The sequence below is a fragment of the Prevotella sp. E13-17 genome (assembly GCF_022024035.1).
Lineage (GTDB): Bacteria > Bacteroidota > Bacteroidia > Bacteroidales > Bacteroidaceae > Prevotella.
In genome coordinates this window covers 2,474,941-2,500,312 of the sequence record NZ_CP091787.1, presented here as the reverse complement: position 1 = coordinate 2,500,312, position 25,372 = coordinate 2,474,941, and the positions used below count along the sequence as shown (strand labels likewise).

24 protein-coding genes are annotated in these 25,372 nt (G+C 39.6%); all 24 read left to right on the top strand.

Features of this window, described 5'->3' with window-relative positions:
* Nucleotides 1-142 precede the first annotated feature (142 nt).
* The 24 genes from L6472_RS10220 (at nucleotide 143) to L6472_RS10115 (ending at nucleotide 25,324) form a co-directional block, all read left to right on the top strand.
* Entirely contained in the window at nucleotides 143-1,456 is a 1,314-nt protein-coding gene (locus L6472_RS10220) for a UDP-glucose/GDP-mannose dehydrogenase family protein (protein ID WP_237804763.1), read from the top strand.
* A 715-nt stretch (nucleotides 1,457-2,171) separates the two neighbouring features.
* Complete coding sequence (gene nagB / locus L6472_RS10215) at nucleotides 2,172-2,966, top strand: glucosamine-6-phosphate deaminase (RefSeq protein ID WP_237804762.1); 795 nt, start codon at nucleotides 2,172-2,174, stop codon at nucleotides 2,964-2,966.
* 84 nt (nucleotides 2,967-3,050) lie between these two features.
* The gene (gene gmd / locus L6472_RS10210; protein ID WP_237804760.1) at nucleotides 3,051-4,154 is read left to right on the top strand and encodes a GDP-mannose 4,6-dehydratase; all 1,104 of its coding nucleotides are present in this window, start codon (nucleotides 3,051-3,053) and stop codon (nucleotides 4,152-4,154) included.
* A 55-nt stretch (nucleotides 4,155-4,209) separates the two neighbouring features.
* Nucleotides 4,210-5,112, top strand: a complete 903-nt coding sequence (gene rfbA / locus L6472_RS10205; protein ID WP_237804758.1) for a glucose-1-phosphate thymidylyltransferase RfbA — start codon at nucleotides 4,210-4,212, stop codon at nucleotides 5,110-5,112.
* Entirely contained in the window at nucleotides 5,112-6,074 is a 963-nt protein-coding gene (rfbD, locus tag L6472_RS10200) for a dTDP-4-dehydrorhamnose reductase (protein WP_237804756.1), read from the top strand. Before rfbA ends, rfbD begins: the two co-directional genes overlap by 1 nt.
* A 129-nt stretch (nucleotides 6,075-6,203) precedes the next feature.
* The gene (locus L6472_RS10195; protein WP_237804754.1) at nucleotides 6,204-6,857 is read left to right on the top strand and encodes a dTDP-4-dehydrorhamnose 3,5-epimerase family protein; all 654 of its coding nucleotides are present in this window, start codon (nucleotides 6,204-6,206) and stop codon (nucleotides 6,855-6,857) included.
* Nucleotides 6,858-6,912: 55 nt separating this feature from the next.
* Nucleotides 6,913-8,502 carry a hypothetical protein gene (locus L6472_RS10190; protein ID WP_237804752.1) on the top strand — a complete coding sequence of 530 codons (1,590 nt, stop codon included), beginning with the start codon at nucleotides 6,913-6,915 and terminating at the stop codon, nucleotides 8,500-8,502.
* 83 nt (nucleotides 8,503-8,585) lie between these two features.
* Nucleotides 8,586-9,611: an acyltransferase family protein gene (locus L6472_RS13665; RefSeq protein WP_370640845.1), complete on the top strand. Its 1,026-nt coding sequence runs from the start codon at nucleotides 8,586-8,588 to the stop codon at nucleotides 9,609-9,611.
* Between the two features lie 14 nt (nucleotides 9,612-9,625).
* Nucleotides 9,626-10,555 carry a glycosyltransferase family 8 protein gene (locus L6472_RS10185; RefSeq protein WP_237804750.1) on the top strand — a complete coding sequence of 310 codons (930 nt, stop codon included), beginning with the start codon at nucleotides 9,626-9,628 and terminating at the stop codon, nucleotides 10,553-10,555.
* Between the two features lie 73 nt (nucleotides 10,556-10,628).
* Complete coding sequence (locus L6472_RS10180; RefSeq protein WP_237804748.1) at nucleotides 10,629-12,077, top strand: lipopolysaccharide biosynthesis protein; 1,449 nt, start codon at nucleotides 10,629-10,631, stop codon at nucleotides 12,075-12,077.
* Between the two features lie 210 nt (nucleotides 12,078-12,287).
* The gene (locus L6472_RS10175) at nucleotides 12,288-13,208 is read left to right on the top strand and encodes a glycosyltransferase (RefSeq protein ID WP_237804746.1); all 921 of its coding nucleotides are present in this window, start codon (nucleotides 12,288-12,290) and stop codon (nucleotides 13,206-13,208) included.
* A 1-nt stretch (nucleotide 13,209) separates the two neighbouring features.
* The gene (locus L6472_RS10170; protein ID WP_237804744.1) at nucleotides 13,210-14,391 is read left to right on the top strand and encodes an ATP-grasp domain-containing protein; all 1,182 of its coding nucleotides are present in this window, start codon (nucleotides 13,210-13,212) and stop codon (nucleotides 14,389-14,391) included.
* A 1-nt stretch (nucleotide 14,392) separates the two neighbouring features.
* On the top strand, nucleotides 14,393-15,319 hold the full coding sequence (locus L6472_RS10165) for a hypothetical protein (RefSeq protein WP_237804742.1): 927 nt from the start codon (nucleotides 14,393-14,395) through the stop codon (nucleotides 15,317-15,319).
* Nucleotides 15,316-16,062, top strand: coding sequence for a glycosyltransferase family 32 protein (locus L6472_RS10160; RefSeq protein ID WP_237804740.1), 747 nt, complete (start codon nucleotides 15,316-15,318; stop codon nucleotides 16,060-16,062). Before L6472_RS10165 ends, L6472_RS10160 begins: the two co-directional genes overlap by 4 nt.
* Nucleotides 16,059-17,054 (top strand): hypothetical protein, encoded by a 996-nt coding sequence (locus L6472_RS10155; RefSeq protein ID WP_237804738.1) that lies wholly within the window; start codon nucleotides 16,059-16,061, stop codon nucleotides 17,052-17,054. Before L6472_RS10160 ends, L6472_RS10155 begins: the two co-directional genes overlap by 4 nt.
* Nucleotides 17,051-17,755 (top strand): DapH/DapD/GlmU-related protein, encoded by a 705-nt coding sequence (locus L6472_RS10150; RefSeq protein ID WP_237804736.1) that lies wholly within the window; start codon nucleotides 17,051-17,053, stop codon nucleotides 17,753-17,755. Before L6472_RS10155 ends, L6472_RS10150 begins: the two co-directional genes overlap by 4 nt.
* A gap of 8 nt (nucleotides 17,756-17,763) precedes the next feature.
* Entirely contained in the window at nucleotides 17,764-18,951 is a 1,188-nt protein-coding gene (locus L6472_RS10145; protein WP_237804734.1) for an EpsG family protein, read from the top strand.
* A 134-nt stretch (nucleotides 18,952-19,085) separates the two neighbouring features.
* Nucleotides 19,086-20,111: an acyltransferase gene (locus tag L6472_RS10140; RefSeq protein WP_237804732.1), complete on the top strand. Its 1,026-nt coding sequence runs from the start codon at nucleotides 19,086-19,088 to the stop codon at nucleotides 20,109-20,111.
* A 14-nt stretch (nucleotides 20,112-20,125) separates the two neighbouring features.
* Complete coding sequence (locus tag L6472_RS10135) at nucleotides 20,126-21,145, top strand: glycosyltransferase family 2 protein (protein ID WP_237804731.1); 1,020 nt, start codon at nucleotides 20,126-20,128, stop codon at nucleotides 21,143-21,145.
* On the top strand, nucleotides 21,146-22,081 hold the full coding sequence (locus tag L6472_RS10130; protein ID WP_237804730.1) for a DUF6625 family protein: 936 nt from the start codon (nucleotides 21,146-21,148) through the stop codon (nucleotides 22,079-22,081).
* A gap of 4 nt (nucleotides 22,082-22,085) precedes the next feature.
* A complete protein-coding gene (gene glf / locus L6472_RS10125; protein ID WP_237804729.1) occupies nucleotides 22,086-23,228 on the top strand; it encodes a UDP-galactopyranose mutase in 1,143 nt (380 codons plus the stop codon).
* A gap of 9 nt (nucleotides 23,229-23,237) precedes the next feature.
* Nucleotides 23,238-23,495, top strand: coding sequence for a hypothetical protein (locus tag L6472_RS10120; RefSeq protein ID WP_237804728.1), 258 nt, complete (start codon nucleotides 23,238-23,240; stop codon nucleotides 23,493-23,495).
* Nucleotides 23,396-24,205, top strand: a complete 810-nt coding sequence (locus L6472_RS13660; RefSeq protein ID WP_370640844.1) for an acyltransferase — start codon at nucleotides 23,396-23,398, stop codon at nucleotides 24,203-24,205. The genes L6472_RS10120 and L6472_RS13660 overlap by 100 nt, the downstream gene beginning before the upstream one ends.
* Before the next feature lie 72 nt (nucleotides 24,206-24,277).
* The gene (locus L6472_RS10115) at nucleotides 24,278-25,324 is read left to right on the top strand and encodes an acyltransferase family protein (protein ID WP_237804727.1); all 1,047 of its coding nucleotides are present in this window, start codon (nucleotides 24,278-24,280) and stop codon (nucleotides 25,322-25,324) included.
* Nucleotides 25,325-25,372: the final 48 nt, after the last annotated feature.

Sequence of the window (25,372 nt, the reverse complement as noted above, 5' to 3'; positions counted from 1 at the left end):
GGGCCAAATAACGGAAGCTGGGTTGCTTTTAAGGCCTAATCTTTCATTAAATCTTTACTAACGTACTGAATATCAACCACTTTTATGCTGTACGTTGGAAGGGATTTATTATGTCTAATTGAATAATAACACTTTTTTGTCTATGAATATTGCAATTGTCGGAACTGGCTATGTCGGTTTGGTGAGTGGTACGTGCTTCGCTGAGATGGGAGCACATGTAACGTGTGTTGATGTGGATGCTCAGAAGATTCAGAAGCTGAAAGATGGCATCATGCCTATCTATGAGCCGGGTCTCGAGGAGTTGGTAAAGCGCAATGTGGAATATGGACGACTGCAGTTCACGACCGACCTGACTGAAGTTCTCGACGATGTCGAAGTGGTGTTCAGTGCGGTGGGAACTCCGCCAGACGAGGATGGTTCTGCCGATCTGAAATACGTGTTGGCTGTGGCCCGCCAGTTTGGTCAGAACATCCATAAATACACGATTCTGGTGACCAAATCGACCGTTCCTGTAGGCACCGCTAAGAAGGTGAAAGCGGCCATCCAGGAGGAGCTCGATAAGCGTGGTGTCAGTGTGCCTTTTGATGTGGCCTCAAATCCAGAGTTCTTGAAGGAAGGTGCAGCTATCAAGGACTTTATGAGTCCCGACCGTGTGGTTGTGGGCACCGAGAGTGAGAAGGCTAAAGAAGTGATGACGCACCTCTATAAGCCATTCTTGATCAATAACTTCCGCGTGATCTTCATGGATATCCCTTCTGCCGAGATGACCAAATATGCCGCCAACGCTATGCTGGCTACTCGCATCTCGTTTATGAATGACATTGCAAATCTCTGTGAGCGTGTGGGCGCTAATGTTGATAGTGTCCGTAAGGGTATCGGCACCGATAGCCGTATCGGTTCTAAGTTCCTGTATGCCGGTTGCGGCTATGGTGGCTCGTGCTTCCCCAAAGATGTGAAGGCTCTGGTGCACACAGGTCTTGAGAACGACTACCACATGGAGGTAATCGAGGCTGTTGAGCGTGTCAACGAGAAGCAGAAGTCTATCGTTTATGATAAGATTGTCAAGGCGGTGGGTAGCGTCAAGGGTAAGACCGTCGCAGTTCTTGGTCTGGCCTTCAAGCCCGAGACCGACGATATGCGCGAGGCGCCCGCCTTGGTTGTGATCGATAAGCTGTTGAAAGACGGTGCCAGCGTGCGCGTCTTCGATCCTATCGCCATGGACGAGTGCAAGCGTCGCATTGGCGACACGGTGACCTACTGCACCAACATGTATGATGCTGCAGATGGTGCCGATGTCTTTGCACTGATGACAGAGTGGCGTCAGTTCCGCCTGCCCTCATGGAATGTGATTAAGAAGGTGATGACAGGCAATGTCGTTGTTGATGGTCGTAACATCTTCGACCGTCAGGAACTTGAGGGGCTGGGCTTCATCTACACCCGTATTGGTGAGAAGTAATCCCACCTTATTATATACCTCCTCCCTTGGGAGGGCCGGGGTGGGTTTTTAACCAAAACCGTGAAGACCCGCTTCTGTTGTTGCTGGTCCTTCGGCCCATCGGTTTGTTGCCAATGCTTCATCGAAGCCAAGCAAGCTTGCCTTCGCCGCCGCATTACCCCCAAACCGCCTGTCGGCTGTAACAACAGAATCGAAAAACCGAGAAAACCGCCTACGGCTTGGTAAATATTAACTGTGAGTAAGGCTTTAGGAGTCAGATCGGAAAGGACAAAATTACTCCCATCACCGGGAGAACCTGGCTGGGATTCCTTTTGGAGGACCAGGGTGGAGTTTCCCTTCGGAGGGCTCCGATTGGTTTTCAGGACCGAAGGTCCGTGGTTTTTCCTTTGTGAGACAGAAACCCCGAAGGGGTCATGGCGTCAGTGGGAAGCCTGATGTGAACTTGTTCACAAGAAGGATTACCACTGGCAACATGAAAATCTCGACAGAGATTTCTGTCTCAGAAAGGGGTCTTCTCGGTTTTTGTTCAATAAACACAAACAGAAAACACGAACGGCTCAGAAAGTTGCGTTTCTGGTTTTTGTTAATTCACATCGGAATAACAACCGCACATAGAGTAATTAAAGAATAATCCCGCAGGAAACCCCCTGTTTTGGCTTTTTAGTGGCAGGTCCTGCGGAAATACTAATCACGAATAACATAAAAAAGCAAAACAATGAGACTAATTATTGAACCCGACTACGAAAAGATGTCGAAGTGGGCTGCAAACTATGTAGCCAAGTGCATTAACGAAGCAAAGCCAACGGCAGAGAAGCCGTTTAAGCTGGGCTGTCCTACTGGCAGTTCACCCCTGGGCATGTACAGAGAACTGATCGCTCTGAACAAGGCCGGCAAGGTGTCCTTCCAGAACGTGATCACGTTTAACATGGACGAGTATGTCAACCTGCCCGAAGAGCATCCCGAGAGCTACCACTCATTCATGTGGAACAACTTCTTCAGCCACATCGACATCAAGAAAGAGAACGTCCATATCCTCAATGGCAATGCCAAGGACCTGAAGGCAGAGTGCGAGAACTACGAGAAGGCCATCAAGGCTGCCGGCGGCATCGACCTGTTTATGGGCGGCATCGGTCCTGACGGTCATATCGCCTTCAACGAGCCAGGCTCCAGTCTGGCCAGCCGCACCCGTCAGAAGACCTTGACCACCGATACCATCATCGCCAACTGTCGTTTCTTCGATAACGATGTCAACAAGGTGCCCAAGACAGCCCTGACAGTAGGTGTAGGCACTGTGATGGATGCCAAGGAGGTGATGATCATGGTGAATGGACACAATAAAGCCCGTGCCCTCCAGCATGGCGTAGAAGAGCCTGTCAACCACATGTGGACCATCAGCTGCCTGCAGCTCCATCCCCATGCCATCATCGTCGCTGACGAGGCTGCCACCGATGAGCTGAAGCACGGCACGTATAAGTACTTCAAGGATATCGAGAAGGACAACCTTCTGTAAATGCTAACGGAATCTGACTGCTCAGGTGGTCGCGTTGCGATGCAGTTCGATACTGCCAGTCAGAACAATTAAACACAGTTTAGTATGAAAACAGCATTAATTACTGGTATTACTGGCCAAGATGGTAGCTATTTGGCCGAGTTTTTGTTGGAAAAAGGTTATGATGTACACGGAACTATCAGACGTAGTTCTGTGGACTTCCGTGAGCGTATAGCACATTTGGAGGGTACTCCTCATTTCCATCTACACTATGCAGACTTGGGCGACTCAATGAGTGTGTTGGGCGTGATTGGTAAGGTACGACCAGACGAGATATATAACTTGGCTGCACAGAGCCATGTTCAGGTGAGCTTTGACTCTCCAGAGTTTACGGCAGATGTAGATGCCGTAGGTGTACTTCGTATCTTGGAGGCAGTTCGTCAGTTAGGATTAACTGACAAATGTCGTATCTATCAGGCTTCGACATCGGAGCTTTATGGTAAGGTTGAGGAAGTTCCTCAGAATGAGAATACGCCTTTCCATCCCTATAGCCCGTATGCTGTTGCCAAGCAATATGGCTTCTGGATTGTCAAAGAGTACCGTGAGGCATACAACATGTATTGCTGTTCTGGTATTCTGTTCAACCATGAATCAGAGCGTCGTGGAGAGACCTTCGTAACTCGTAAAATCACTCTCGCTGCAGCACGTATCTCTCAGGGAGTACAAGATTGTCTGTACCTTGGTAACATGGACTCTCTGCGTGACTGGGGTTATGCTAAGGATTATGTGGAATGCATGTGGTTAATCCTTCAGCAGGATAAGCCAGAGGACTTTGTGATCGCCACCGGTGTACAGCACTCCGTCCGTGAGTTCACTGACTTGGCTTTCAAACATGCAGGTATTGAATTGAAGTTCGAGGGCGAAGGTATCAATGAAAAGGGCATTGTTGTCAAAGGTCCTGAAAACTTGATTGGTAAGGTCGTTGTCGCTGTTAGCGAAGATTTCTATCGTCCTACCGATGTTGTCAACCTCTGGGGTGATCCCACAAAGGCAAAAGCTAAATTGAAGTGGAATCCTAATAAGACGAGCTTCGAGGAGTTGGTGAAGATTATGGTTGAGCACGACATTGCCAAGGTTGCTGCTGAAGGTGCTGCCGCCAAGGTCCGTACAAATCTTGCCGAGTACCTCGAAAAGGGCATTGTTAAATAAAAAGTTGAGAGTCGATAGTTGAGAGTTTAGAGACAATCCTTATAGTTTTCCCAATATGAAAGGAATCGTTCTTGCCGGAGGCAGCGGAACTCGCCTTTACCCCATAACCAAAGGTGTGAGCAAGCAATTGCTCCCTATTTATGATAAGCCGATGATATATTATCCAATATCAGTGTTGATGTTGGCTGGTATCAGGGAAATTCTTATCATCTCTACACCCTTCGACCTCCCTGGTTTCAAACGTTTGCTGGGTGATGGTTCCGACTATGGTGTACATTTCGAGTATGCTGAGCAACCATCTCCTGATGGCCTTGCGCAAGCATTTACTATTGGTAAGGATTTCATTGGTAGCGATTCTGCTTGTCTCGTTTTGGGAGATAATATCTTCCAAGGTGCAGGATTTACAGCGATGCTGAAGGAAGCTGTTCGTACCGCAGAAGAAGAGAAGAAGGCTACTGTTTTTGGATACTGGGTGAATGACCCAGAGCGTTATGGCGTAGCTGAGTTTGATAAGGATGGCAACTGCCTCTCTATTGAGGAGAAGCCTGATCATCCTAAGAGCAACTATGCAGTAGTCGGTTTATATTTCTATCCAAATAAGGTCGTTGATGTAGCCAGCAAGATAAAGCCCTCTGCTCGTGGCGAGTATGAGATAACCACTGTCAATCAGTGGTTCTTGAATGACAAGGAACTGAAGGTGCAGACATTGGGACGAGGTTTCGCATGGCTGGATACCGGCACTCACGACTCTTTAAGTGAGGCTTCTACATATATCGAGGTCTTGGAGAAGCGCCAAGGGCTGAAGGTTGCTTGCCTGGAGGGTATAGCATACCGTAAGGGCTGGATTGATGAAGCGAAAATGCGAGAATTGGCTAAGCCAATGTTAAAGAATCAGTACGGGCAGTATCTGTTACAGGTTATTGAGGAAGTTAAACGCACGGGTAATCCAAATATTTGATGAATATACTTGTTACAGGAGCCAACGGTCAGTTGGGCAATGAGATGCGAATCATCTCGAAGAATTCAACTGACAATTATATCTTCACCGATGTTAATCAGGTTGAAGGTGTAGAAACTTTATACTTGGATATAACAGATCTTGAGGCAATACGCAAGATGGTTACGGATAATAATGTTCAAGCTATCGTTAACTGTGCTGCATGGACCAATGTTGATGGGGCAGAGGATCCTGAGAAATACGCATTAGTAGAGAAATTAAACGCTACAGCACCAGAGAACCTTGCAAAGGCGGTGAAAGAAGCATGTGGCTTGTTAATACATATCTCTACTGACTATGTATTTGGTGGTGATCCATACAATACTCCATGCAAGGAGGATCAGAAGGGAACTCCAACAGGTGTTTATGGACTTACTAAATTGCATGGTGAACAGAATATCCAAAGGGTAGGATGCAATCATGTCATCATTCGTACAGCCTGGTTGTATTCAGAGTTCGGTAAGAACTTTGTGAAGACCATGCTGAATCTCACCGCCATAAAGCTCCAATTAAAAGTAGTCTTTGACCAAGTAGGCACGCCTACTTATGCATACGACCTTGCTCAGGCAATAATGGTAATACTCGAAGATTATAAAAATTCGCTAACCGCTAACCTCTCACCGCTAACCTACGCCAAGTCAGGCGTCTACCATTTCAGTAACGAAGGCGTTTGCTCGTGGTATGACTTCACAAAGATGATTCAGCAAATAGCATCAGAACTTGTAACCAGAAACCAGAAACCAGAAACTCACGGCCTTTGCGACGTGCAGCCCTGTCACTCCGACGAATTCCCTTCACCAGTGAAGCGTCCTGCCTATTCCGTTCTTGACAAGACGAGCATCAAGGAAACATTTGGCGTTAAGGTTCCTTACTGGACGGATTCTTTACGTAAGTGCATAACTAATCTTATGCGTCAGCAATAAAATTTTCAATTTTTGATTTTCCGCTCAGCACTTGTGATGCTTTTACCGCTCGGGCTCTGCACGCTTATATGAGCAAAGCAAGTCTTAAGAAAGGCTACAGGACGACTAAAAGAATTTTCAATTAGATAAATGAATGTAATAAAGACAAATATAGAAGGAGTTCTGATAATAGAGCCAAAGGTATTTGGCGATAATCGTGGCTATTTCTTCGAGAGTTTTTCTCAGCGTGAGTTCGATGAGAAGGTGGCTCCTATTCTCGGTCACACGATAAATTTTGTGCAGGACAACGAGTCAATGTCCTCTTATGGTGTGATGCGTGGTTTGCACTTTCAGCGCCCTCCTTTCACGCAGAGCAAACTGGTGCGTTGTGTAAAGGGTGCAGTGCTCGATGTTGCAGTCGATATCCGCAAGGGTAGCCCTACTTATGGACAGTATGTCGAATGCCTTCTCTGTGCTCACGACGAAGAAGGAAAACGCATTGCACAAGAATTTGCGCTAACTGCTAACCCATCACCGCTAACCGGAAAAGTTGGCCTCCAATTTTTCATCCCCAAGGGTTTTGCTCATGGTTTTGCTGTACTCAGCGAGACGGCAGTGTTCCAATATAAGTGTGATGAGTTCTACCATCCAGAGGCAGATGGCGGCATCAGTATTCTTGATACCTCTCTCGGCATCGACTGGAAGATACCTACTGATAAAGCCCTGCTCAGCGAGAAAGATACAAAACATCCGTTGCTGAAGGTTTTTGAAAGTCCGTTTGATGTGAATCTTAATTTAAACTGAAATTGTCGTTTTTTTTTGAATAAGAGTATTACTTGGAAGAACAAGATTACAACTAGTGAAGATAGGAATTGTTCCGAGAATAGGAGCAGCAAATTTAATTTTAAAAATGACTCAACAGCAATTAGACAAACTTAGTAAAGGTTCTTATCTCAAGTATTCTCTTGATGATAACTGCATTGAAGAAACCATTGATGCGCGCAAGTTGTTGTGTACAGCGCGTTTCGATTTCTATGGCATCCTCATCTATATTGACCAAAAGGTTAGAGGGGTTCAGGATCTTACATGGGCAAAGAATATTTACAAGGAGAGAACCTCTGCTATGACAGGTCATAAGTTATCAGAACCAGGTAGTGATGAAAAGAACTCATTTGATGATTTCATCTCTGTACTGGATACTTTGATAGATGAATTCCAAAACGACCGTTTTGATATAGATAGGACGCTTGTGCCAGTTGACAAGGATTATGTCCCGATGGATGGGGCACATCGGGTGACCTGTGCTGCATATTTTGGAAAGCAGGTCAAAGTTTTGAGATTTCCTGATAGAGAATACCAGTTTAAAGGCTATCAATACCTAAAGCACGAACTCCTACCTACGTTGATATCTGATTATATGGCACTAGAGTCGGCAAAATGGCATAATGACCTCTTTGTCTTTTTCTTATGGCCACAGGCGCATAGTAATCCAGAGAAGCTTAAGAAGGCTCAGGAGATGATTTATGTCCACACTGATGTCATGTATGATGTAGAGTATAAATTTTCCTACGAAGCAATACGCAATCTTTTGATTCAGATATACGGACATATGGACTGGTTGGGTAACATTGACAATGAGTTTCAAAATGTCCTAATGAAGGTTGATGAGGTGTGGTCATCGAATGGAAAGGTACAACTGATTATTACTCGTGGCGAATCTTGTGAGTACATTACTAATCTTAAAGCCCAGATTCGCGATATGTTCGGTATTGGTCTCTCGTCATGTCACAGCACTGATAATATGCGTGAAACTCGCCTTGCACTCAATGCCCTTCTCAATCCTCTTTCACGCGAATTTCTTGAGCGGGCAAAGCCTACAGCTTTTAAGTCATCATATAAACTTGTGGAGCGTTTTAAAGAGATCGTAAAGAGTAATTTACTCCCGATGGACAACTTTATTCTTGACTCTAGCATGGTGCTGGCAATTTTTGGCGCACGTGAAGCTCAGGATTTGGATTTCTATTGTCTCCCAGAAACGGATTTGTCGGTATTCCTTAACGTGAAAGATGTTGAAGAACATGATGATAGCCAAAAAGCATTCTATGATAAGCCTGTAACGGATTATATCTTAAGTCCGGAGCACTATTTTGTGTTCAACGAAGTAAAATTCATGTCGCTTGAGAATCTCAAGAAATTTAAAGAAAAACGATATGCGAAGAATCACGACATAAAGGACAAACATGATATAGAACTTATTCAAACAATAGGTACGGGCGTTTCATCTTTCCAAAAATGGAAAACGGCGCTTGTGTATTCTTGTAAAAGACATTGGCGTAAGACACACGATTTCTGTATAGAGCATTTTATTTGGCGCAGACGCGAGTATTTAGAGAAAATAGGCTTCTATAAGCCATTGAGAATAGTATTTAACATTATAAAGAGACACTAGTGATAGACTTTTATCCATGTGATAATAGGTGAAGACGTGTAGGTAATAATACCAAAAATTATTTTTTTTCAAAAACACCTGATATGAATGTAAGAAAATTTAATTATCTTGATGTTGCAAAAGTACTTACATGCTTTTTAGTCGTAATAGGTCATGTTTTTTATAGATACAAATTGGATGACTGGCTTGACTGGGGGGGGCACAATATTTATTTAGCTCAGTTGGCTGCATATATTTACTCTTTTCACATGCCATTATTTTTCATAATTTCAGGTTATGTGTATGGGAAGCAAATGAATAAAAATATAGATTATTCTTTATCAAATGAAACAACTTTCATTAATAAGAAGGTAAAAAGGTTAATGGTGCCATTTTTCTGTTTTTCAATACCTCTTACAGCAGTTTTGTATTATGTGGGGCGTTTTCAGGGAAGTATTTTGGAGAATTATTGTCATACTTTACTTTTATATAATGATACATATTTATGGTTTCTGCCATGTTTATTTGTGATTTCTATTCTGTATAATTCACTAAGAACCTTTATAAGAAAAAGGTCATATCTATGTCTGTTGGTATTCATTGTGTTATATGTTATTTCAGATTATTTGCCCAGCTACCTTTCGATGCATAATATTGCTCATTATTTGATTTATTATCATGTAGGCGCCGTGGCTCAACTGAACGAGAAACAAATCTTAAAACTATATAAAGCAAAGAATATATTTGTATTTTTTCTATTACATCTTATTTTCTTCTATCTTGTCATGAAGACTTGGGGCTACATAGTAATACATAATGTTTTAGGCCTAGGATGTGCCATGTTGGGGAGCCTCCTCATGTTAACAATATCAAACCTTATATCAAATGAATATATTCTTCATTCGAAAATTGTAGGATGTTTCATAAGAGACAGTTATTCTGTCTATTTGATACATCCGATGCTTATATATTTATTATACTTTTACATATTCAAAAATTTAGGTACTTGTTATACTCAATTCATATTATCCATTATTATATGCTATGGTGTTTCAATACTCTTTGCTTTCATATTGCGAAGGTTGAACTGTGCATGGATTATTGGGGAGAAGAATGTAACATATATATAAAAAATACGAAAGATATGCACTTACTTTTTGCAACAAATGATGCCTATGTGCCGCATGTAGCAACAACCTTATGTTCCATATTAGAGAACAATAAGGACATGCAATTCGTGGTGCATGTCATGGCCACTGATATATCAGATGATAACCGCCGCAAGCTCCAACTGTTTGTTGAAAGTTATCACCAAACCCTCGATATCAAGTTAATTAATCCTGATGAACTTGAAATAGACCTTTCTGTGTGCGGTAAGTGGGGGATATTCCCTTCCCTCAAACTCTATGCTTCCGATTTGTATCCGAACGTTGACCGCATGCTCTACGTTGATGCCGATATGATATGCCTTGGCAGCCTCAAGGAAATTGACCAACAGGACATGACCAACTGGTATGTGGCAGCAAGCCCGGACGAAGAAGGCTCTTCAAAGCATAAAGCTCGCCTTGGTATGCCAGTGGACTCATTTTATGGCTGTGCTGGTCTAATGTACTTCAATCTCGCTGCATGGAGGGCTCACAATGTTCGCAAAGCTTGTTTTGATTATTTTAACAATCCGAAGAACAGAGAGATTATCCAATGGGGAGAGCAGGATGTGATAAATAGAGTATGCATGGGGCATATCTATCCATTGCATTTGAAATATAACATGTTTAGTCACTATTGGCTTCATCATGGACAGGCGATACCAAAGAAATATATGGAACAATGGTTGGAGAGTAAGGACAATCCTGTCATAATACATTACATAGATTCTGTCAAGCCGTGGTTCAAGGATAATAATTTCCCATATAAGAAGTATTACTGGCACTATCATGCCATGACTCCGTGGAATGGTCAGACCTACGGATTTAGTAAGGAATACAAAGGGCGTAATGTATTTATGAAACAACGTATAAAGTCACTCATACATTGTATGGGGATTAAAAAATACGATTATTGTTACGATTGCTAATTGTATAGTTGTGGAAGCAAATAATAAGCGAATACTTAAAAATACAGTCTATCTCTATCTCCGGATGATAGTGATGATGGCACTCAGTTTTATCAGCACGCGTATAGTCCTTGATAAACTGGGAGTTGATGATTATGGCGTTTATACTGTAATCGGGGGATTTGTATCTATGTTTACTATCCTGAATAATATCCTTCAAAGTGCTACACGAAGATATATGGCGATATCAATTGGTAAGAATGACAACCACCTTATTCAAGATACATTTTCCACGTCCTTTGTAATGCATCTTATTATAGGAGGAGTGGTAGTGCTATTGTTGGAATCAATAGGGTTGTATCTTATTAATAATACTTTAAATATTGATCCAAACAGACTTTTCGCTGCCAATTGGGTGTTCCATTTTTCTGTCTTTAGTGTATTTATCGCCATCACTCAAACTCCATATACGGCTGCAGTCACGGCTCATGAGCAGTTCAATCTCTATGCTTTCATGAGTATTTTTGATATTGTTGCTAAAATTGCGGTTTTATTCTTATTGATTTATCTTCCGTATGATAAGCTGATAGTTTATGCTGCACTTATCATGGTCATCAATGCTATTTCTGTTGCAATTTACCGTTGGTATTGTATTTGTCACTTTGACGAGTGTGTTTTTTCTCTGCACGTTAACAAACCTTTGATGAAGGAAATGTTGAAGTTCTCCGGTTGGGATAGTTTGGGAAACATTACAGTCATATTAAACAACCAAGGGACTACTGTATTGCTGAATATGTTTTTTAATACAGCAGTTAATGCGTCACGAGGTTTAGCCAATACTGTGACTTCTACCATAGCAAACTTTACTGCAGGTTTTATAACTGCTGCGGAACCACAGTTAGCTAAATATTATGCTCTGAATGATATGGTGCGTTTTGAAAGACTGATTTTTAACATCTCACAAATGACACTTTTCATGCTTGCTATTTTTGCCGTACCTGTTTTCTTCGAAATGGAGTTTGTTCTTCAATTGTGGTTAGGACAAGTTCCGGAATATACACCGGAGTTCATAAAAATCACTGTCATTGTATGTTTTATTCAGTATTCTTACATAATGTTGATTAAAGGTTGTTCTGCAATAGGAAGAGTTAAAGAACTTACTCTATTTGTCTCTCCTACCTCGTTGCTTAATCTCCCATTGGTTTGGTTAGTCCTATACATGGGTTGGTCTCCTACTGCAGTGTATTGGGTCGCATCCATCCCTTGTCTTCTTAACATGACGATGGATCTCTATATCCTTCGCAGATACGCTAATTTTCCGGCAAGGCGTTTTTTCTTAAATATCTTTGTTAAGAATGTCCTTCTGGTGTTGTTTGCGTGCCTGCCGCCTTATTTTGTCCAATCATTAATGGCAGAGGGTTGGATAAGATTCCTAGTTGTTTGCAGCGTTTCTGTATTGTCGGTCATCGGTGTCCTATGGGTATTTGCACTTAATAAAGAGACTCGCGAAATGGTCCTCCGTAAAATATTTAAAAAGAAATAACCTAATGTTGTCAAATAAACGAACGATTACAGACATCACCAAGTTCATGGCAGCATTGTTAGTAGTGAATGGACACACATTTATGTATTACAGTGGGATGCTGGAGCTTAGCTGCTGGATGAATCTGGGTGCACAATGCGTATCGCTTTTCCTTTTCTTTAGTGCATATGGTCTTATGCGTGCAAATCATTCATCTTTATGATATTGGCAATGAGTAATCCAAAGATAAGTATAATAAGTCCGGTTTACAATGTAGAGAAATACATATGTAGATGTGTAGATAGCATTATTGCCCAAACCTTTACGGATTGGGAACTCATCCTTGTGGATGATGGTTCGCCAGACACCTCTGGGACAATATGTGATCAATATGCGTCGCAAGACTCTCGCATCCGGGTTATTCACAAACAGAACGGGGGGGTTAGTGCAGCCCGTCAAACGGGGCTTGATGCTTCACAGGGCGAGTATGTCATCCATGCAGACCCTGACGATTGGGTAGAACCAACGATGTTAGAGGAACTGTATGCGAATGCCAAGGCAGAGGATGCAGACATAGTTATTTGTGATTATTATACGAATAGTGGAGATAGGCAAGTTTATATAAAACAAGAGCCTAAATCTCTTGATCATGACCTTTTGTTACACAACCTTTTTGGTGGTCTCCATGGCAGTTGTTGTAATAAACTCGTTCGCAGGAATAGGTTTATGGAATATAACATTAAATTCCCTTTCGGAATTAATTATTGTGAGGATAGATTTGTGATTATAAGTTTGTATTGCCATAATATAAAAACAGCGTACCTTCCCGAAGCTTTTTATCACTATTACTCTAATCCGGACTCAATCACACGCAGGTATTCCCGCAAGCAATATGAGGAACAGCAGGCTTTTTTAAACAGTATCGAGAAGATTCTACCAGATAGAGAATTTAAACATTTAATACAAAAAGAACGTTTTGAATCTTTTTTAGATGGTTTCATTTATAATGTTCTGAGTGAAGAAGAAGTAAAAAGAGCAAGCAAACAATTTTCTTCATTAGCCTATGCCCGTTTAGGCCTAAGATGGAGAATAGGATTTGTGTTTCTTCAACTGGGGCTATATAACCTAGCACATAAATTTATACGATACTAAAATGTACAAGACAATTGTTATCGGTGGCATTCACCACAACACGTTAGGCATTATACGTGGATTAGGCATTAAAGGAATATGTCCTGATGCTTATATAATAACCAAAACAGGATCTGCAGGTTCTGTCAGGAGCAAGTATATAAAAAAGACGGTTATCTTTGAAGATGAGCAGAAAATGTTGGCCCATCTTCTTGAGACGTCTTCTTCTTATAAAGACAAAGTCGTGCTTTATGCAGCAGGTGATGCAGTAAGTGCTATCATTGATAGAAATTACGATCGCTTGAAGGACACTTATGCTTTTTTTAATGCATCGGGTACTTTGCACGAGTGGATGAATAAGGAAAAAATGAGCAGTTTGGCCACATCTTTGGGGATGAATGTACCACAGCATTTTGTTCATAAAGTTGGTGAGGCTTTACCTGATAACATTGAATTCCCTTGTATTACCAAGGCTATCTCGAGCATTGAGGGCGATAAATCTGATACAACTATATGTCAGAATAGAGACGAACTTGAAAATTTTTTATCTACTCCTAATTTATGTCCTTTAATACAGATAGAAAAGTTTATCAAGAAAGAATTAGAATTCCAGTTTATAGGTGTTTCTTTAAATGGAGGTGAAACAATCGTTATTCCGGGTCATTCGCATATAGATAGGCCGAACGGTATTCAGAACACTTATTTCTTTAATTATATAGCAAATGACGAGACATTCGCTGACACGTTAGAAAAAGCTAAGGCTTTCATTAAAGCAACGGGATATTCTGGCCATTTTAGTGTTGAATTTTTACGAGGAGTTGATGGAAGGGATTATTTTCTTGAAATGAATTTCCGGAATGACGGTAATGCAATATGTGTTATAGATTCCGGCTATAATATTCCTTACATATGGTACCTTTGGGCGACAGGTGGTGATTATATATCTGAAATACAAAATAGTACATTTAAACCTGTTTGCTATTGCCCTGAAATGTTCTATGTGCTGCAATGTGCTTATGGTGAGGTTCCTTTCTTTACACTTGTACGAGACTTGCTCAGGGCAAATAGTTTTACAAACTATTATAAAGGCGATAGTCCTTACTTTTGGATTAAGTTCGTTTGGTTCGCGTTCAAGCAACTTGCTGTTAAAAAGAATCTGATTCGTTTGGGAATCATGCATGCACCAAAAGAAAGTATTGGCTAATATGTTTCAGTTTGAATGTTTCAAGATTCAGCTTCTGTCTTTTAGAGATTCAGATGACATCTTCAACCTTAAAAAAGGACGTCCGATTTATAAGATAGACTGTCTTTCGCCTTATTGTGTCCCTAATCCTACATTAATAGAGGCAGATCCCTTTCTGTTCGTTAAGGGAGAGACTCTGTACCTGTTTTATGAGCATAAGCTATGGCAAGACCCAGGAGTGTTGAATATGGTTTGTACAAAAGACCTAAAGCATTGGTCGAAGCCGGTAACAGTACTCAAAGAACCATATCATTTGTCATTTCCATGGGTATTTGAAGAAGATGGTCGCATATATATGATTCCGGAGACTGGAGCAGGTCACGAAATCCGGCTATATGAAGCTACAGATGCTGACCTTACAAGATTTGAACTTGTTAAGGTTTTGATGAAAGAACCTTTTGACAAGAGTTTTGTTATGCACTATGCAGACAACTGCATCTATAAGAAGGGTGGAATATATTATCTCTTTACCCAAGTACAGTATGAAGATGGTATTAATACATTGGAACTTTACATCTCCAACAGTATAATGGGTGAATACCGCCCTCACCCTTCTTCTCCTATTCAGCATTCGCAAAAATTAGGGCGCAATGCGGGTTGCTTGTTAGAATTAAATGGTAAGTTGCTTCGATTCTCTCAAGATTGTGTCGTCCGTTATGGAGATAATGTGCATGTAAGCGAAATAACCGAAATTTCACCGACAGGATATAAAGAACTGTTGGTTAAAGAGAATATTATACCAACCGATGATAGGTTTTATATTAACGGAGGTCATCAATTTAATGCTGTCCAATTCAAAGATCAGTGGATAGTTGCGACTGATGCAAAGGAGTATCACAAATTAATAGGACAGAAAATCATTAACAAGATAATACATACATTGATATGATACCCAGAATCATACACTACTGTTGGTTTGGTGGGAATCCGATTCCGCCAGAATATCAAGCATATATTGAAACATGGAGAAAATTCCTTCCAGACTATGAAATTAAAGAATGGAACGAGACTAACTTTGATGTTAATTGCATTCCTTTCATTCAAGAGGCATATAAGGTTAAGAAATTCGCCTATGTTAGTGACTATGCACGTCTGAAGATACTTTACGAGAACGGAGGTGTGTATTTCGACACCGATGTCGAGGTGATTCGCAATATGGATGACCTCATGGCAGAAGGTCCATGGATGGGAGTGGAGAAACATACTTCGACGCCAAACGCAAATGATCAGGTTGCGGTAGGTTTGGGTTTTGCTGTAGAACCTCACAATCTAATCCTCAAAGAAGTGATGTCTTTCTATGAAAATACCCATTACATCTTTCCCGATGGGCACATGGAACAGATACCAATCGTGCCAATTGTCACAGATATTCTCCGGAAACATGGTATGCCCGCACATATTAATCAGCCAACAGAAGTGGATGGTATTACCATCTATCCTTGGGATTATTTTTGCCCGCAAGAAGGATTTCAATATAACAAAATTGAATGTACAGACAATACTTACACCATTCACCATTATTCCGCAACGTGGATGTCTAAGGCAGATATACGCAAGATGAAACGTGGCTATTTCTATCGCACAAATCCCATTGGTAGAGTAATTAAAAGAATAATTGAATTTATTAGATGAAAATTCTCTATATCAACGAATCGCCAGAGGTTCATGAACAATATTTAAAAGGCTTAATTCCTTCTCACTGGTTTTATGGTGCAGTTGAGATGGAGAAAGACGGACACGATGTAATTTGGTGTAAAGAGGAGAGACGAACCACTTACGACTTATCTCTCGTGTTAAAATACCATCCGGATATTATCTATCTGCCAAATTTGAATATCAGGAATCATGTTCTGCTACTTCTTTTAGTATGGTTGCATATTATTCACGTACCGGTTTTCGCGTACCTACATCACGCTCCGAAATTAGATGAGGGGTGGAAAATTCGCCTATATAAAATACTTCTGCCAATATTGAAACACGTGTTTTTCTTATCGGATAGGAGCATGAACGAAACTATAGAGCGGGGGTTTCTTGGGGCTGATAAATGTTCAGTCCCTGGCTGGGGCGCAGATAGAGTTTTTTATGATAAGGTTAAAACTTCCGACAATGGATATTTCGTATCTACAGGTAAAGAGAATCGTGATTTTGACATCTTGATAGAGGCATTCCGAAAAACAGGTGCCCCCCTGAAGATTATGACCGCAAAGTCTCATGCTGGCAGTGATTACACCAACCTAGAGACCAAATGTAAAGATATACCAAATATTGAGGTGGTTCTAACAGAAAACTCCAGCAATGTTTTTCCTATGATGCTTGAAGCTATGGCTCAGGCCAGAGCGCTTGTATGCCCATTGCGACAGGATAGATTGGATTATTGTGTCGGACTCTCTACAATCGCAGATGCTGAGGGCTTACGGAAACCATTAATTATAACCAGGAATCCATATCATACAACAGATCGTATGCGCAAATTTGATATCGTAACGAGTGTGGACGATTGGGTTAATGCAATTGAAAGAATAAGACATACAGACATCGAACGACCTAAAGACAAGAATGTTTTATATAATGAATATTCAATGCAAAACGCATATTTAAGAATGAAAAAGGTAATGAATCTATGATTATAAAAAGAATTATAGCAAAGTTACGATATTATTATGTTAGAAGATCTTCTGCAAGCTACATAGATTACTTGCGGAGTAAAGGAATTGCAATTGGTGAAGGAACATATATACAGGATCCTCTTCATATAGAAATTGATGATACTCGCCCTTCACTGATAACCATAGGTAAGGATTGCTTCTTTAACAGTTTTGTAGAGCTTCATTCTCACGATTGGGTGACTCATGTCTTCTTGCGCACTAATCGGGATTTCGTCAATAGCAGTGGACGAATCCGCATCGGCAATAATGTCGCCTTTGGCCGCCATGTGATGGTTCTGAAAGGTGTGACTATAGGTGATAATTGTTTTATAGGCGCCAACAGTACTGTGACAAAAGATATCCCGGCGAATTCAATTGCGGTAGGCAGCCCGGCAAAGGTTGTTATGTCACTTGAAGAGTATTACCAGAAGCGATTGATGGTATGTGAGGAAGAAGCTCTTGATTATGCACGAAGCATTCAGGAGAGATTCTGCCGTAGACCTGTGCCTACAGACTTCTGGGAGGAATTCCCTTTATTTGTTAGTGGAGATGATGTGGGAAAATATCCAGAAATTCCTATCTGCAAGCAATTAGGACCGGCATATCAGAATTTTGTAAGTTCGCATAAAGCAAAATACAACAGTTTCGAGGCATTTCTTGATGCTGCGGGAATTAAATAATTAGTATTATGTTTATATTTGAGATATTAATATATGTGTTTTTTGCATATGTGATGTGCGGCTATGCCGAGAAATCCTATGCATATTCGCAGAGGACAGGAGTCGTTGATATACCGGATCACAATCTTTGGAAGTTTTGGCTATTCTTCGCATTGATATGTGGCATCCGATGGAATGTGGGTGATGACAGCGTTGGCTACATGATAGACTTCGATAAGGGTAGAATACGTGAAAATAGTGTTGAACATTTATGGGATTTACTAGTCTTGAGCGTTCACGGATTACATCTACACTACACCATCGGTATGGCTATAACAGGTTTTGTTCAAATCTATTTTGTTACGAAACTGACTAGTAAATACCGATATATCCTCCTTTTCCTCCCGATTGTTTTATTTGGAGCGAGCCACTTCCTAGACTGGTGTAATGCAGTCCGACAGATGATGGCTGCAAGTATATTTGTGTATTCAATTCAGTTTATACTAAATAAGAAGTTGATTCCATATATTCTTTGCATTTTTGCTGCTTCACAGATTCATCATTCGGCCCAAATGATGTACGTCATGTATGTGTTTGCTTATATAAGACCAGATAAAATCTCAATATCCGACAAGAAAATTTTGACTACAAGCATCTTTATTGTATGCTTTGTTTTGGGTATAACTCCTCAGTTTCAGAATATTTTGGGATTATTTTCCTTTTTAGTTGAAAATCTTGGTACTTATGATTATGTAGGAAATGTTATTCAGCAAACTATTGTGGAAGGTGAGATGTCAGAAAGAAGTTTTGGCCCGATGCAATTATCCTATTTCCTGATAGCAATGGCTTCCATTTGGTTTGGACCTGAATTAAAACGGGAATATAAAGACAAAGTGCCTTATTTTGACTTATGGTGGTTCTTCTCTTATATCTATTCATGTGGATATTTCTTAGTTTGTAATGTGCAATTTATGTTTATCCGGCCATTCTTATATTTTCAGCCATTTCAGTTAATAATTAGCTCCTTGTTGTTGTATTATTTTTATTGTAATAAATTAAGAACAAAGTTTTGGGGGTATGTAGGTGTAATTTGGCTCTCTACTGCTTGGAATATAATGAAGAATATGGACAATCCAATAGAATCTGTTACCTATAAACTATTCTTATTTCATAATCTAGATAATTGGGGCAAATTATTTCAGCAAGCAATTCAGTAAACATGAAAAAACGTTTAGAATATATTGATGCATACTTATCCTATGCCAGTATTTATCTCTCGCATTTAATTAAACAGATACCATATTGTGGTCAGATATTCTTTGGCAGAAAATAAATAGTAGAGTCTAAATCGATGTATAAAATATCATTTAAGTCATTTTCTACCTATCGTGATGCTCTTATGGGTGTTGTGATGATTTCTGTGTTTTTCTTTCATTGTGGTGACGACTGGGCTCCAGATTGTATAACAACTATAACATCACGAGGATACATGGGAGTGGCAGTCTTTATATTCCTATCAGCAATAGGTCTTAGTTATTCTATGGAGAAAAATGGGAATATAATGGCCTTTTATAAACGAAGGATATTTCGGATTTTTCCGACATATTGGCTTATAATGACTTGTGTATATTTATTCGTGGCCATATTAACCAGCGTCGGATTAATGCCATCGGACTATTACCGCTATCCTCATACAGTATGGGAGGCGGTACAGTCATATACAACGATAGGCTATTGGATGAAAGGTGGTTTGTATTATCTCTGGTATATTCCCGCGATAACGGTCCTATACCTGCTCTTTCCCTTTGTTTATAAGATATACTCTCAATGGAGGTGGGCAGCGATTTCAATTGCTATTGTACCGTTGTTGTTGTCTTTTTACCCGGAAAAAACATTTGGAGAGTATGCTTATTTTTTGAGTTTTGTAGGTATATTTTTATATGGTGCGTTGGCATATTATTGGGTGAAATCAGATTATCGTGTTAATGGTTTCATTGTGGTATTGATTGGAGGTGGAGCATTGCTCTATTATTGTTTAAGACAGGTAATGCATTTGGGAATGATTCAAATACCTGTTTTAGAAACAACTTTACTCTATGCAACCTTCCCATTCATATTATTGGCTTTAGCGCCAATAATATCACAACATCCTATCAATATAGTCCTTTCTTTTGTAGGAAAGATTAGCTTGGAATTTTATTTGATACATGAGTTTATTCTTCGTTTCTTAGTGACAGTATCCAATTATGCCTTTAATATGCCGGCTTTTTTACAAAAAATGAGTGGATTTGTCTTTTCTTTGTGTTTAGCTTATGTGATACATATTGTCATGACAAAACTAATAAGCAATAATAGCAAAAAACAAAGTGCCAAATAAAGAAAGCAGAGAATATGCGACCAAAAGTTTCAATAATTGTCCCATGTTGGGGAGTCGAGCAATATCTTGATCGTTGCGTGAACAGTCTCGTAAACCAAACCTTACGGGACATTGAGATAATTCTTGTTGATGACGAAAGTCCCGACCGAGTGCCAGAGATGTGTGATGCGTGGGCAAAGAAAGATGATCGTATTAAGGTCGTCCACAAAAAGAATGGCGGTTTGGGCTATGCCCGTAACACAGGTCTTGACAATGCTGGTGGTGAATATGTTATGTTCCTTGACAGTGATGACACGTATGAGTTAGACGTTTGTGAACGTTTTTATAATGTGGCGAAACAATATGATGCGGACATCGTAACTGGTAATTTTAACACAGAATACATGCCGGGGAAATGGCGTAAGACCGATGAACCTGTATCTCGACAGGTCTTTAAAGGCATAGAAGTGAAAAGATATATGTTGGATGTAATCGGATCGGCGCCACATATTAGTAGAGAAAGGCAATATCCGGTATCTGTCTGTCTATTATGTACCAAGAGAAATCTGATTGAAAGTAATTCTCTAAGATTCAAGTCTGAACGAGATTACGCCTCTGAAGATACTCTGTTTAAAATTCCATTGCTCAAGCATGCAAGGATTATAGTGTGTGAACCATATGCTTTTTATAATTATTATCTTAACAATGGTTCTTTGACGCATACTTTCAGACCAGAGTTGTTTGATAAAACAAATAATCTTATGCGATGCTTGGATTCTATCGTTGGAGATGATGCAGAGGCGAGGTTGAGGATCCGACGATTTGTGTCATCAGAACACAGAATGCAGATAATAAGATTGGTGCAGTCTAATCGGACGAACAAACTTAATACATTAAGAGAGTATTTGAAGAATCCCATATGGAAAGAACTTTCATTGTTTAAACCATCCTATTTTCCTATATATTCTCGAATTTTTCATCAATTATGTCTATGGGATATGCCCATCATGGTTTACTTATACTCAAGGTTAATAATAAAATTAAAAAATAGATAAATGAAAAAGATAGCAATCGTTACTACCTATCATGGTAAGTTCCCTAACAACATCTATTTCTGGTTCAAATCAATCGAAAAAAACCCGACAATCGACTTCTTCCTTTTTACAGATTTGGAAGTTAAAGTGTCTTTTCCTAACTTAAAGGTAGTCAAGAGGAGTTTTAATGAATTAATTCAAATGGCGCAAGATAATTTTGATTTCAAGATTTCTGTCCCGCGTGCCTATAAATACCCCGATTTTCGTCCGGCTTTTGGTGAAATCTTTGCAGAGTTCCTAAAGGAATATGATTTCTGGGGATTCAGTGAGCAGGATTTAGTATATGGGGATATTAGACATTTCTTCACGGATGAATTATTAGAGAAATACGATAAATTATTAGGAAACGGTCATCTTACATTGTATCGTAATAATCCTGAGGTTAATGCTTCCTATAAGCTGGTAGATAATCCTACGTATAAATTTGTTTATACACACGGTCGTAATTTCTACTTTGAGGAATATTGGGGGACGAGTCGTTATTGGGACAAAAATAGATCAAACAGGTTTTATCAAGGTAAACCATTTGACGATGTAAATTATTATCGTGCAGAGTTCTATCCTGATCATGGAGTCGCAAAAGATGAAAAAAACATCATATATTCTTTTGAGAATGGAAAAGTTTTTAGATATAGCGAGAAAGACGGAATGGTAAAAAAGACAGAATGCCTGTATGTACATTTCCAGAAACGATTGATGCAGCTGAATACTGAGGTCGCTGATTACTTTACAATGATTCCGGATGCTTACATCCCATTCATTGAAAATGTCACTCTTGAGACACTAAGAAAGTATGGATACAGCAGGTGTAAATATACCAAAAGATATTTCCAAATTTTAAAGAAGGAGAAGATAACTTCTTTCTGGAGACATTTTTATCCTAAACACCTTGATTAGAATTATGAACCATTACGATTTTCTTATAGTAGGCTCAGGCCTCTTTGGTGCCACTTTTGCGCACCTAGCTACAAGGCAAGGCAAGAAATGCCTTGTAATAGACAAGCGCCCGCACCTGGGCGGCAATGTCTATTGTGAAGAAGTGACTTGTGGTGAGCCAGGTCGAACCATAAATGTCCATAAGTATGGGGCCCATATCTTCCATACGAACAACAAGGAGGTGTGGAATTTTGTGAACAGTATCGTGCCGTTCAACAGATATACCAACTGCCCTGTGGCTAATTATAAGGGTAAGCTCTATAACTTGCCATTCAATATGAACACTTTCTATCAGATGTGGGGCGTGTTGACCCCAGAAGAGGCTAAGGCGAAGATAGAGGAGCAAAAGGCTGAGGCTGTCAAGATGCTTAATGGCCGTGAGCCACAAAACTTGGAGGAGCAGGCCCTGACACTGGTTGGCAAGGATATTTTTGAGAAACTTATCAAGGAATATACAGAGAAACAGTGGGGTAGGAAGTGTACAGAACTGCCAGCCTTTATCATCAAGCGCCTCCCTGTTCGTATGATTTTCGACAATAACTATTTCAATGATAAATACCAAGGAATACCTATTGGAGGATATAACAAACTGGTAGAAGGACTTTTGGAAGGAGTAGAATGCTTGACGGATACAGATTTCTTTAATTCAGAATATAGAGATTGGCAGAAATATGCAGATAAGTTTGTGTATTGCGGTCCCCTGGACCAATACTTCGGTTATCAATATGGCAAGCTGAATTGGCGTACCGTTCGCTTTGAGACAGAAATGAAGGACTGTCCCAACTACCAAGGCAATGCTGTTGTCAACTATACCTCTCATGACGAGCCATACACTCGCATTATAGAACATAAACATTTTGAAATGTTTGGGCAGGAAGTGTATGAATGTCCCAAGACCGTTATCTCTAAAGAGTTTAGCACAGAATATAAGGAGGGTATGGAACCATATTATCCTGTCAATGACGAAGCAAACAACCAGTTGGCAGATAAGTATCGCCAGTTGGCACAGCAAGAAAAAAGTGTCATCTTTGGTGGACGTTTGGCAGAATACAAGTACTATGACATGGCTCCGGTGATAGAGCGTGTATTATCTTTGGTAATTGAATAGATTTATCCTATGGTAAAAGAAAGAAATCTCTCCATTGAGCTTCTGAAATTTATAGCAGTAATCATTGTGGCAAACAGTCACATGGAATTACTGTATGGAGACTATAGTTTTTTAGTCTCAGGGGGAGCTATTGGTGATAGTCTGTTCTTTTTGCTTCTGGCTTTACTTTGTTTTTGGGCAGAGGCGGAAATTTCGCAAATTGGTATAAGCGCAGGATTTCCAGGATATATCCAAGTATATTTGCTTGGGCAATTCTTACTGCAATGATTGGGTTTAAGACTTTTGATATTGTTGAAATTGTGCTCGGTGGCGGATGCTGGTTTGTTACATGTATCATGCTCTACTATATAGTTCAGTATTTTGTAAAAAAACATGCGGAATTCAGGCCTGCATACCCGTTCATTATAGCATGCGCAATTGTCCTTATTTGGTACTTCCTTGAGGACAAGTCAACATTCTTTATGTATTGGTATACTTATTTTAGGTGGGGGCATTTCTTCTTGTTTATGCTTTTGGGCGCATATATTGGCAATAATACCATACCAGTAAAATTACGTCCGAAGACAGATGTGTTTTTGTTTTTCGCATCATTGTGTGTATTCTATGGTATGTTTATATGTGGAACAGTTTTTCGTATTCAGTTTATTAATAACATTCAAATTTTAAGTTTACTTACACTTATGGGAGTATCTTTTTATCTATACAAAATATGTTGTTTTGACAGCATCAAGTCATTGATGACAACAAAAAAAGGTTTGTATATACGATTTATATCAGGACTTTGTCTAGAAGCAATTTTGGTACAACCATTCTTGTTTACAAATAAAATGAATTTTCTATTTCCTCTTAACATTCCGATAATGTTTGTCTATATATTTGTTATTGCATATATAACTCGTATGTTAGGCAGAATCTTCCGTCAAGTTTTCCAAAAAGAATATTTTTGTATGAAAGAAGTGATAAAGTTAATAGATTAGTATCTACCTTATCACGAGTTTTTATAGTTGCCACTAGTTGTAAGACACGAAGTGGCATAATACATTGAAATTATGAAAAAACAAAGAATTGAATACCTTGATGCAATGCGTGGTTTCACCATGCTTCTAGTTGTTGTGACGCATGTGAGTGGGTTCGGACTTGGTTTAGCTGGTTCTGATACAGTATCCTTGAGCACAATTCTTGCCCAATTTCGGATGCCTTTGTTCTTCTTCCTAAGTGGTTTCCTGCTCTATAAGACTAGTACAGTATGGAATCTAAATACAACCATAGCATTTTTAAAGAAGAAGATTCCTGTACAGATTGTTACGCCAACAATTTTTATGTTAGCTTCAATAAGTATACGCAATATAAGTGCTTATAATTGTGTGTTTGATTACCAAAAGTCGGGATATTGGTTTACTTTTGTCTTGTTTATATTTTTTTGTATCTATATTTTTAGCAATGTGTTGCTTGATATGGTTCGTGCAAAATCATATTTAAGAGATGTATTACTATTTTTTTCTGCATTTGTTTTATATGTTTTGACTACCCCAATAACAATACCGAAGTGGCCTGTAAGTGAAGAGGTTTGTGGCTTCCTCTGTATTCCTGAGTGGGGATATTACTTTTTTTTTATTATAGGTATTATCGTTCGTAAACATTTCTCTTCTTTCGAAAAGATGTTAGATAATACACCTGCAATATTCGTGGCAATAGTGCTATATTTTAGTTTTAATATATACTCAGATTTTTTCCGAGTTTATAGTAGTACGTTATTCAATATATTAACATCAATATCTGGCTTACTGCTTGTATTTGCTTTTTTTAGAAAGAATGAAGTGCAATTTGGGAGAAATGGCAAATTGGGGCGTATAATGCAATATGTAGGAAGACGAACACTTGATATATATTTAATTCATTATTTTTTTATATTCAGCAGATTAAGTAATGCCCTTCCTGATTTTTCTTGCTTGGATTCTCCTTTTTTAGAATTCCTGGTTTCTGTAATAATAGGTGCAGTAATTGTCGCATGTAGCCTACTTGTTTCAAGTATCATACGAATGAGCCCATTCATTAATCACTGGATGTTTGGAGCTAAACGTGTTTTTGCAGAATAATTGTACTGTGTAACCTGTTATCTAAATTATATAGTTTACGACGTTATT